The following is an 11276-nucleotide window of genomic DNA, read 5'->3' on the forward strand; positions in this document are numbered from 1 at the left end:
GAATATCTCTCATAATGACAGTACAACGTCGAGTTTTAGATTAAATTCAGGTAGACTTCGCGCCTCCAAAATCAACATCTATGAGAGTGCAATGAGTAAACGTGTTTTAGTAATTGGTTATGTATGGCCTGAACCCAATTCTTCCGCGGCAGGCACACATATGATGTCTTTACTGAAGACGTTTCGAAATCAAAACTGGCAAGTTGAGTTTGCTACGCCCTCGCAACAAACAGAGCACATGGTTGACCTAAATGATTTTGGGATCAGCAGTAAAAAAATAGCCTTAAATTGTTCTAGTTTTGATGATTACATCACAAATTATAATCCCGATATTGTGATGTTTGATCGCTTTATGATGGAGGAGCAATTTGGTTGGCGAGTCGATAAGTTTGCCCCTAATGCTGTTAAAATCTTAGATACTGAAGATTTACAATGCCTCAGACAAGCAAGACATACTGCCCATAAAGGCAAACGAGACTTTACCTTAGCAGATTTACAAAGTGATATTGCCAAACGTGAGATTGCCGCTATTTTACGTTGTGATTTGAGTTTAATTATCTCCAGTTATGAGATGTCATTGCTCGAATCTCATTTCAAAGTTGATTTGAACCTATGCCACCACCTACCGTTTATGGTTAATCTTGAGAATTTGCCAAAGTCTTTGCCTGAATTTGAGCAAAGAGCCCACTTTATGACCATAGGTAACTTTAGACACGCACCTAATTGGGATGCGGTTTTGTACTTACAAGAAATTTGGCCGCTTATCAAAAAACAGCTACCTGAAGCTGAGCTACACATTTACGGCTCATACCCACCTCCGAAAGCCACAGCCTTGCATAACCCAAAAGCGGGCTTCCTAATTAAAGGCTGGGCGGAAGATGCAAATAAGGTCATGCAAAATGCTAGAGTATGTTTAGCACCTTTAAGGTTTGGTGCCGGCATTAAAGGCAAGCTATTAGAAGCGATGATAAACCAAACACCGAGTGTGACCACGGACATTGGTGCCGAAGGCATGACTGAAGACCATGCATGGCCTGGTTTAATTGCTAATAGCGCCCAGACGTTTGCTGATGCAGCAGTAAAGCTTTACCAAGATAAAAAGCTGTACGAGGAAAGTAAAAATGCTTCAGAAGCGTTATTGAGGTCTTTTTACAATCAACAAGAGTTAGAAGCGTCATTAGTTAAGCGAGTTGTCGATATTGCTGATAATTTAGAGGCGCACAGAATGCAAAATTTCATGGGTCAAATGTTAAAACATCACACCATGAAAAGTACACAATATATGGCGCAGTGGATTGAAGCAAAAAACAAAAATAATTCACAATAAATTGCTAGACATACCATCAAAAGTGATTAGAATTCGCACCGTTTCTAACAAAGCATACCAGTTGGGTTAACTTCGGCTATAGTTAACCTAATATTTACTTTTACCACCCTCATTTGGTTTAAAAACTTGAACACAGCTAGTTTTACGCAAAAAAGAAAGTTTATCGTTAAGCTTGGCAAAATGCTGCACAAATATGGTACGCCAGCCTATCGACTTGAAGCGCACTTAATGGAAGTCGCAACGCACTTAAACTTAAAATCGTCTTTCGTTATGTCACCAACTTCAGTGACCTTTGTTATATGGACTGACGGTCATGAAGAAGAGTACACACATGTTGCGCGTGTCGAACCTGGTGATCATGATTTAGGCTCGTTAGCAGACACCGATGATGTAGTAACTCGTATGTTGGCTGGTGAATTAAGCATTGAAGAAGCTGATGCAAACCTTGAAACCATAGATACAAGCAAGAACCCGTTTAATAATTGGTTTACTGGGTTTGCTTTTATGGTCTCTGGTGCCGCTTTTGCAATGCTAATGGGCACCAGTTGGAATGATGTTTTATGGTCAGGTTTGATTTCACTTGTCGTATTTCTGTTTGTACTCTGGTCAGCCCGCTCTAAACGCGTAACTCATATGTTGGAGCCGTTGGTTGCCATTGCAGCTGCAATAGCAGCATGTGCAGTAAGTAGCTACATTGACCCTGGAGTCAACATACGACTCGTAGTTTTATCATCGATCATTGTATTTATTCCAGGCCTCGCTTTAGCACTAGGCTTTGCTGAGTTATCAGCAAGACATTTGGTATCAGGCACAGCGCGTGTTATGGATGCTGTCATGCTGCTATTTAAACTTTATTTTGGCGCATTTCTTGGAATTAGCATTGGTTTTGCACTGTTCGGGCAAACTGACTTTATTCAACCCGAAGCACTGCCTAAATGGACCGCTTGGTTAGCTATATTACTTTTATGTAGTAGCTTAATTATCATCTTTAGAACCAAGCTAAAGCATGCAAGTTGGTCGATTGCTTCAGGTTTTATCGCCTATGCGGCAAGTATCAGTGCTGCGGTTTACTTTGACTACAGCATAGGTGCATTCGTTGGTGCATTTGCTGTCGGCGTTTTTAGTAATTTGTTTAACCGTGTAGTGAATGCTCCAGCCTCAATAGTGGCTATGCAAGGGCTTATTGTTTTGGTGCCAGGTTCAAAAACGTACATTGGCTTGAACTCATTAATTGAAGGCCAAAGTTTCGTGAATGCAGACCAAATTGGTCAACAAACTTTTCTGATTTTCATGTCACTGGTTGCGGGTTTAATTTTCGCTAACGTGGCGCTACCACCAAAGAAAAGTTTATAAGTACAATTAAGGCTGCATAAACTGAGCAGCCTTCTTTTCTATTAAATTAACAATACTTCTTTTAAAATCTTGTCGTTAATTATTCTCGCTTAATCGCAAACACTGGAAATCACTATTTGTGACTATAAAATAGCGAACAAAACTGAACAACAAGGTCATATAATGAAGTTAATAAAATCAACAATTGCACTTGCAGTGGGTTTAGTTACCTCGTCTGCATTTGCAAATGACACAATAACAATTGAAGACATTCCTAAAATCCAATCTGTTGGCCAAACAGCGGTAGATCCTGAAGGCGAACTTGTTGCTTTTACACGCTCAGTGCCAAGAGAACTTTATATTGATGCTAATGGCACAAACTACTCTGAGCTTTATGTTGTTGATGACAAAGGTGTTGAGCGCCCTTTCATCACAGGTAAAGTGAGTGTTCGCAGCATTCAGTGGTCTGCTGATGGTGACTTCATCTACTTCCTAACCAAGAAGAAAACAGACAAGTTCACTTCTTTATACCGTATCGCTGCTAACGGCGGTGAGTCACAAAAAGTATTATCATTAAATGGTACTTCAATCTCTAGCTACAAGCTAAACCCAAATGGCAAACAAGTTGCTATCTTAGCGATGCCTGCTAAAGATAAGACTGAAAAAGAACTTAAAAAGCTTGGCTTTATGGCTGAAGTTTATGAGTTAGGTCTAAAAAACAAACAACTACACCTTGTTGATTTAGTGCAATCTGAAAAAGCGCTTAAACCTGCTGCGGTAGAAATTGAAGGTTATGTAAGCGACATCAACTTCTCTGATGAAGGTGACAAGTTACTTGTTAAAACTCAGCCCACAGCCCTTATTGACGACAAGTACATGAAGTCTCAATGGCACGTTATGGATGTAGCCTCTCAAAAAATCACCACGTCTTTCAAAACTGAAGGTAAATTAGGTGCTGCTGAATTCTCATACGAAGGCGATTATGTTGCCATTCTTGGTGCTGAGGACAAGCACGATCCTGCAACTGGTCGTCTTTATCTAGGTAATGCAAAGACAGGCGAAATTGAAGAGTGGATCCCGAACTTCATGGGACACATTGGTGATTTCGAGTGGGCTAACCGCCGTAACACATTAAACTTTGTTGCAAATGTGGGTGCTGAAAGCTTTGTTGGTCAAATTAAAGTAGGCTCTAACAAGTACAAGAAGATTGTTAAAGAAGGCAAACTGATTGCATCTAACCTATCTGTATCTGATTCAGATAAGACCATTGTTCTTCGAGGCAATACTGACAAGCACCCGAACGAAGTTTTCATGCTTCGCGGTAAAAAGACAAAACGCCTTTCTGATTCAAATGATTGGTTAAATGACAAACGCTTTGCGAAACAAGAAAATATTTCATTCAAAGCACGTGATGGTGTTGAGATTGGCGGCGTATTAATTTACCCACTTGATTACCAAGAAGGTAAGCGCTACCCACTGATCATGGCGGTTCACGGCGGTCCTGAAAGCCATGACAAAGATGGTTGGTTAACGAGCTACTCAGATCCAGGTCAAATGGGTGCAGCACGAGGTTATGCGGTTTTCTACCCGAACTACCGTGGTTCAACAGGTAAAGGCGTTGATTACTCTAAACTTGGTCAAGGCGACTACGCAGGTAAAGAGTTTGACGATCTAGTTGATATGAAAAACCATTTAGTAGAAATGGGCCTAGTAGATAGCAAGCGCGTTGGTATTACAGGTGGTTCATACGGTGGTTATGCATCAGCTTGGGGCGCGACTAAACTGACTGAACACTTCGCAGCAAGTGTTATGTTTGTAGGTGTGACAAACCAGCTATCTAAGTTTGGCACAACTGACATCTCTAATGAAATGTACCTTGTACATGCCCGCTCATACCCTTGGGAAAAGTGGCAATGGTACCTAGAGCGCAGCCCAATTTACTGGGCAGGTCAGTCTGAAACACCATTACTTATCATGCACGGTAAAGATGATCCACGCGTTCACCCTGCTCAGTCAATGGAACTATACCGTTACATGAAGGTACAAGGTAAAGATGTTCGCCTAATTTATTACCCTGGTGAAGGTCATGGTAACCGTAAAGTTGCAGCTCAATATGACTACAGCATTCGTTTGATGCGTTGGATGGACAACTACCTTATTGAAGGTAAGAAAACCATGCCGACTTATGAAATCGACCATGCTGCAAATTTAAAAGCAGCAAAAGAAGCTAAAAAGTAATTTAGCATTCTAGATTAAACCAAAGCCACCTATTTTAGGTGGCTTTTTTGTATGAGTCTCACTCAATTCGTTTTATTAAAGATGAAAAATTTACATAAACTAATACTTTAGTAATAAAAGTTTCATGCGTATACTCTATGCTCAATTTTTAACTAGTGACATGGAGTCGAATCAATGAAAATTTCTCGTCTAGTCTTACCATTTGTAACCGCTGCTGTATTAGCAGGTTGTTCAGCAACAGGTCCACATCTTAAAAGCTCTGTATCTGAAGGTGTAGCGGGCATTGAAGCGCGTTTACCTTATGCGAACTACTCAAACTACTTTGGTTATGTAGACTCATCAGTACAGCCGGAAGGTAAGTACAAAGGCAAAGATACTTATTATCTGTACGCTTGGGTACCTGCTGCGGTTGATGAAATCGGTGTATCTATGATCTCACCAGCGGTTTCAAAACCAGAAGGGGATGACTTTAAACATGCTAACTTCACACCTGGCATGCAAAAAGATGCTGATAAATTCTTTGATACTTATATTGTGTTTGATCGTTTAAATATCATCGACAATACAAAAATCAAAAACGGTGGCAAGGTGCTACAAAACCTAGGGCGTAATGACGATACGTCAGAGTTACCTGCAAACCCAAGTGGTGCAAACTACAACTCTCTTCTTCGTAAAACAACGTCAATGAATAACGCAAGCGAAGCGCTTGTTCGTGGTGTTTACCGAATTTCATTTACGTCTTTTCGTTCAAACGTAGAAGGCTCATTTGAAGCGACAATTGGTACTAACGTACCTGGCGTTAAAATCGCTGCATCGCTTGAAGAGTTACATGAATTGGTAAATGGCAATAAGCTTTAAGCTCCACCTTTATTAATGACAAAAGGCCCTATTTGGGCCTTTTTAATTTATGGCGTTATATCTATTATGCTTTCTTAACAAACTTAGCTGTTACCATCATTTCGCCAACACCATCAACTTTACAGTCAAGCTCATGGTCTTTTTTATCTAATACGCGACGAACAAGGGCTTTAGTACCAATTTTTATCACCTGTGAGCTGCCTTTGATTTTAAGATCTTTTGCAACAGTCACTTTATCACCGTCAGCAAGCACAGTACCGTTTGCATCTTTCACTTCAAATGCATCTTCATCTACTTCATTTGGGTTCCATTCGTGTGCACATTCTGGACACACTAGGTTTGTTTGATCTTCGTATACGTATTCAGAATTACATTTAGGACAAGGAGGTAATGACATATTTCACAACTTCTAAAATTACAATGTCATTATTCTAAAGGCTAAAGAAGTATCATGCGAGGAGATTTTGAAAAAACCTGATCGACCATCAGGTTTTAACGATGGTTAATTCAGGTTAAGTAAGTGTTTTTGAAATAAGTACTAATGTTGATGTTCAGATAGGTTAGAAATAATGCCTAAACTCTTAATTATGTAAGCTATTCTCAGCTTAATATAAAGCGAGCTGAACTTTAAAGCTTTAACGGACCGCTAAAAAGGAGGTAAAAACAGTCCTGTGCAAGTTAAAGGCTGACAGTAAAGTTCGCTCATATAAAAAATTTAGGGCAAGTTTTGAGTAAAAACAATGCCCTAAGCATTGTACTTTTGTCTATAAAAGCACTCTTTTGTATTAAGCGTCTGGTGCACTGTTGTCCATTTGCAATTGTATGTAGTTTGGTAGGCCCATCAGTTTGATTAAATTTAAGTGTTGTTCAAGCCAATAAATATGATCCATTTCGGTGTCATCTAGAAGTTTCTCTAGCATCTCACGAGTCACATAGTCTTGTGCTTTTTCGCACTCACCTATGATGTTTTTTAAACTCGCAGCCACCGTCATCTCAGCTGCAAGATCGTTTTCAAGCATTTGCTGAACGTTATCACCCACATTAATAGGCTGTCGAGAGGCGGTATCTGGTTTGCCTTCTAAAAACAAAATGCGCTCGATAATCGCTTTTGCATGATCAAGCTCTTCATCATATTCATGTGCCAGTTTGTGTCCTAACTTGCCCAACCCCCAGTCTTCATACATTTTCGAATGTGCCAGATACTGATCCATTGAGGTTAACTCTAGCGTTAACTGCTGATTTAGTAGGTCAATGATTTTTGAATTACCTTGCATGATTTACTCCTCAACCTGCGACTGCAGATAATTTTGAATGCCAGTGTGCTGAATTAAGAATTGCTGCGCTTCAATCCAATCAACATACTCTTCTTCGTATTCAAGGATTTCTTCAAGCAGTTCGCGAGAGATGTAATCTTGCTCTTTCTCACATAGTTCAATGGCCGCTTTTAGAGCAGGAATTTGCTCCAATTCGAATGCCATATCGCAGGCAAGCATTTCTTCTGTATGTTCGCCGATACGCAATTTTTCAAGATGCTGCAGATTTGGTAAGCCTTCTAAAAACAAAATGCGCTCGATGAGATCGTCCGCTTGCTTCATGTCTTTTATAGATTTTTTATAGGCTTTTTCGTTGAGTTCTTCTAAGCCCCAGTTTTTGTACATACGGGCATGAAGAAAATATTGGTTAATTGAAGTCAGCTCTAGCGTTAAAATTGCGTTTAACGAAGCCAACACTTGTTTGTTACCCTGCATAGGGCCCCCTAAAAATAATAACGAGACGCCCTATAACACTAGACTAATATTCATCCAGTTCAAGACCAATTAAAGATAAGCACTAAATTAATATATCCTTTTAAAATAAACAACTTATAACATTATTGAGAGTGATTTAGATTAGTAAAAACACTCTTAACACCATACTTTTTTACTATCCATATTAAGCCAACTCTAGAACACGTGATTTAAAAACTTAAGAAATTGTTTTATATAGTTAAATTGTTTTTTTAACTGCAATACCTAAACGCTTTGCCAAACGTACCAAATTTGCTCTATCAAGTTTTAATGCTCTTGCCGCTGCCGCCCAATTTAGATCATGCTCTAACAATGCCTGCTCTATTAATTTTTTTTGAAATTGCTCAGTGGCAGACTTTAATGAATCTATTTGGCTTAAATTAGGACTGTTTTGAGCAAAGTTTGAAGTTTGCCCTTGTTCAAAACGAGACTGAGTAAAATTGTCTTTAGTTTGATTATCTTTAAACAATTCGCAGTCACTTTCATCTACGCTGATAATACTATTTGGCCACTGCTGTTGTTTTGCTTTTAATGCAGCTCGACTTATCACATGTTCAAGCTCGCGAACATTGCCCGGCCACGAGTAAGATTGCAGTAATTGATATAAACTCGGCGACAACTTTAACTGCGCAATACCAAGTTGTTTACTGACTTTTTCAGCAAAGAAGCCAGTCAAAAACGGAATATCATCTAAGCGTTCGTTCAAAGAAGGCACTTTAATCGGGAATACACTCAATCTATGATACAAATCTGCGCGAAAGCGACCGGCTTCAACCTCTTCTAATAAATTTCGGTTTGTCGCTGCGATGACTCGCACATCAACTGATTGGGTTTTATCCGCACCGACAGGTTGAATTTCACCGCTTTGTAAGACTCGGAGCAGCTTACTTTGGGTATTAAGCGGTAACTCACCAATTTCATCTAAAAAAATCGTACCGCCATCAGCAAGCAGAAACTTGCCATCACGATGTGAATTCGCCCCAGTAAACGCGCCCTTTCTATAACCAAATAGCTCACTTTCAGCCAACGTCTCGGGCAAAGAGGCACAGTTTACCTGCACAAAGACCTTGCTTGCTCGGTGCGATTGATTATGTAAAGAGTGAGCGACAAGCTCTTTACCTGTGCCCGTCTCACCTGTGATAAGCGTGGTAAAGTCTGAACCTGCAACAAGTTGAATATCTCTTTGTAATTGCTTCATGGCCTGACTTTGCCCGACCATTTCATATTGGCCTTTGCTCAGCTCGGTGATCAAATGACTTCCTTGCTGAGCCTTGGTTAATAAGTCATGGGTCAACAGTATGGCACTAACATGTCGGGTCAAAGACTCATTGACCATTTGCAAAAAAGCAGGCGCATAGTCTTCAAAAATACCAGCATTTAAACTGTCTACCGTGATCACTCCGAGCAATTGATCTTGATGCTTGATCGGAAACCCCATACACGCGTGAACGGGAATATCGCCTTCTTGTGCAATCAAAAGCCCATCGTAAGGGTCAGGTAATTCGCTATTGGCACTGAACCTCACAGCCTTATCTGACAGACTAATTGCCTGTAAACGCGGGTGTTTATCTATCACAAAGTGTCTGCCCAGCACATCTGGCATCAATCCTGATATGGCAACAGGGACCAGTTTATTGTTTTGGTAAAGTAACAAAGCAATGGCATCGCTAATAAAACACTCTTTAACAGCCTGAATAACGGCTTCAAAACAATGTTCTACGTCGAATTGTGCGCTGTTAGGTAAGGCCCGAGCCAGCGCTCTATTAAGCATAAGCAGTGAAGATAACGAACGTTGCTCCATGTATTTTTGACTCTTTAATTATCAAAAGACATACAAAGTTTAAGTCAAAATGACTCACTTATTCAAACTATAATTTATCAAACCTGCTAATAATATGATTTTAATAAGAATAATATTTGGCACAGTAAATGCCATTACATTCACAAGCCCTAAAAAGATAAATTAACAAGCTGTGGAGTAGTAATGAGACCTATCAATTTAACCGAGCCGGTGCCTAATGAGTTTAAACTTTCCAAGCCACATCAATGGCCATTATTCATGCTTGGCTTTCGGCCATTCTTTTTATTAGCTGGGCTTTGGTCTGTGCTCGCTATTTTGCTTTGGCAATTTATTTTAAATGGCACACTCTCTTGGCAAGCACAAATTCCTGCGACACTTTGGCACGCACACGAAATGATCTTTGGTTTTGCTTCAGCGGTGGCTATCGGCTTTTTACTCACCGCAGCACAAACATGGACCGGCGTGCCAGGACTTTCTGGTAAAGGCTTAATGATCCTTGTCGCGATTTGGATTTCATGCCGAGCTATTTTCTTTTTTTATGCAGACAACCAATTATTGTTGCTACTCGGCCAAGTACTTTTCTGGCTCTTTGCTATTGCTTATTTGAGTCATATGCTGGTGACGTCGGCTTCTAAACATAATTACATCATGATTGTTGTACTCGCCCTACTCACTATTTTTAATAGTGCGTTTTTAATGAGCACTTGGTTGGGCGAATATTCGCTCGCCCGCTTATTCACACAATTGGCCGTGCTTGGCTTTATGCTGCTAATTGGCATTATCGGCGGACGTGTCATTCCATTTTTTACGGCGCGCGGACTAAATCAAGAAGAGCAAGTTAGAACACCTAAACTCGATAAATTGCTGCTGTTATTTAGCCTATTTGCGATGGCTGGATTTGCTAGCATCAAGCTCTTTTCTCTTAATATCAATGTTGGTTTGGTTTTACTTCCTGCTGCCACTTTGCATTTAACTCGCGCCATTCTATGGTTTGATAAAGGTACTTTTAAAGTGCCGCTACTTTGGTCGCTGCATTTAGGCTACTTTTTAAGTGCGGTTGGCATTTTGTTTCTCGCATTTAGCTACCTCACAGGCAGTATTAATCCAGCGGATGCACTGCATTTAATTACCATTGGCGGTATAGGGTTAATGATCTTGGCAATGATGGCAAGAGTCTCACTTGGTCATACTGGTAGAGCCTTAACCCCTGCCAGTATGGTCGCTTGGGCATTTGCTTTTATAGCTTTGAGTGCGCTGGTGCGTGCTTTTATGCCTGTTCTTTATGCGCCTCATTTGGCATGGAACATCAGCGCTTATTTGTGGGTTGTTGGTTTTGCTATTTTCTTATGGTTTTATACACCCATTTTAATGCAGAAAAGAGTTGATGGGCGAAGAGGTTAATAGACCAAGTTGGCGTTAAAAATAACAACTCGTTCTTTGAAATCAACACGGTAGCACCGACTTTATGTCGGGTTTATAGAGTTGGCGGCAAAGCGACAAAACAGTAGTCTTTGATCGCCAAATTTGTTTTCTATTTCACGAAAGCACTACTTCCGTGTATCCTTGGGAGAGTCCATCACAACATGGGTGGTGATGGTTCTCACCTGAGAAATTGAGCCCAGCACATCAGCATGAAGCGCTTTAAAAGTATGTAGATACCATCTCTCCTAACCAGTCTCAAGTTTGATTTAAACAACTTGAGACTGATATTCAGTTTGATTCTTCACAACACCAAAGCAGATATGAGCAAGCTTTCTCATAGCTGCACCGATAGCCTGCATTTTTGTTTTTCCATGCCTTATGAGCCTACTTTTTTGCTCCTTTATATCAGGGTTATGTTGTCCTGCTACGACGGCTGCCATATATAATTTAGCCCTGATATAACCTGGCCCTTCTTTGCTTAAGGTTGTCTTTCCTACCTGTTTACCTGACT

General features: G+C 40.3%; 10 protein-coding genes. 5 read left to right on the top strand and 5 right to left on the bottom strand.

Annotation, left to right across the window (positions count from 1 at the left end; translation table 11 throughout):
- The first annotated feature begins 91 nt into the window (after nucleotides 1–91).
- From AAEU28_RS11175 to AAEU28_RS11190, 4 genes are all read left to right on the top strand, one after another.
- Nucleotides 92–1327 (top strand): glycosyltransferase family 4 protein, encoded by a 1236-nt coding sequence (locus AAEU28_RS11175; RefSeq protein ID WP_421964184.1) that lies wholly within the window; start codon nucleotides 92–94, stop codon nucleotides 1325–1327.
- A gap of 126 nt (nucleotides 1328–1453) precedes the next feature.
- Entirely contained in the window at nucleotides 1454–2680 is a 1227-nt protein-coding gene (locus AAEU28_RS11180; RefSeq protein ID WP_421964185.1) for a threonine/serine ThrE exporter family protein, read from the top strand.
- A 162-nt stretch (nucleotides 2681–2842) separates the two neighbouring features.
- Nucleotides 2843–4897 (top strand): S9 family peptidase, encoded by a 2055-nt coding sequence (locus tag AAEU28_RS11185; protein WP_421964186.1) that lies wholly within the window; start codon nucleotides 2843–2845, stop codon nucleotides 4895–4897.
- 174 nt (nucleotides 4898–5071) lie between these two features.
- Entirely contained in the window at nucleotides 5072–5755 is a 684-nt protein-coding gene (locus AAEU28_RS11190) for a LipL32 family surface lipoprotein (RefSeq protein ID WP_421964187.1), read from the top strand.
- Between the two features lie 64 nt (nucleotides 5756–5819).
- Here AAEU28_RS11190 and AAEU28_RS11195 read toward each other — a convergent pair whose 3' ends face one another.
- The 4 genes from AAEU28_RS11195 to norR form a co-directional block, all read right to left on the bottom strand.
- The gene (locus tag AAEU28_RS11195) at nucleotides 5820–6152 is read right to left on the bottom strand and encodes a zinc ribbon domain-containing protein YjdM (protein ID WP_058032344.1); all 333 of its coding nucleotides are present in this window, start codon (nucleotides 6150–6152) and stop codon (nucleotides 5820–5822) included.
- Nucleotides 6153–6540: 388 nt separating this feature from the next.
- Nucleotides 6541–7029, bottom strand: a complete 489-nt coding sequence (gene bfr, locus AAEU28_RS11200; RefSeq protein ID WP_421964188.1) for a bacterioferritin — start codon at nucleotides 7027–7029, stop codon at nucleotides 6541–6543.
- A gap of 3 nt (nucleotides 7030–7032) precedes the next feature.
- Nucleotides 7033–7503: a bacterioferritin gene (gene bfr / locus AAEU28_RS11205; protein ID WP_421964189.1), complete on the bottom strand. Its 471-nt coding sequence runs from the start codon at nucleotides 7501–7503 to the stop codon at nucleotides 7033–7035.
- A gap of 238 nt (nucleotides 7504–7741) precedes the next feature.
- Nucleotides 7742–9343 carry a nitric oxide reductase transcriptional regulator NorR gene (norR, locus tag AAEU28_RS11210; RefSeq protein ID WP_421964190.1) on the bottom strand — a complete coding sequence of 534 codons (1602 nt, stop codon included), beginning with the start codon at nucleotides 9341–9343 and terminating at the stop codon, nucleotides 7742–7744.
- Nucleotides 9344–9526: 183 nt separating this feature from the next.
- Here norR and AAEU28_RS11215 point away from each other — a divergent pair, with 183 nt between their 5' ends.
- Nucleotides 9527–10744: an NnrS family protein gene (locus AAEU28_RS11215; protein WP_421964191.1), complete on the top strand. Its 1218-nt coding sequence runs from the start codon at nucleotides 9527–9529 to the stop codon at nucleotides 10742–10744.
- 287 nt (nucleotides 10745–11031) lie between these two features.
- Here the strand turns inward: AAEU28_RS11215 and AAEU28_RS11220 are convergent.
- Nucleotides 11032–11276, bottom strand: a 245-nt coding sequence (locus tag AAEU28_RS11220) for a transposase (protein ID WP_421964192.1), incomplete at its 5' end; no start/stop codon positions are given.

The sequence above is a fragment of the Pseudoalteromonas sp. SS15 genome, assembly GCF_049257195.1.
GTDB lineage: Bacteria > Pseudomonadota > Gammaproteobacteria > Enterobacterales > Alteromonadaceae > Pseudoalteromonas.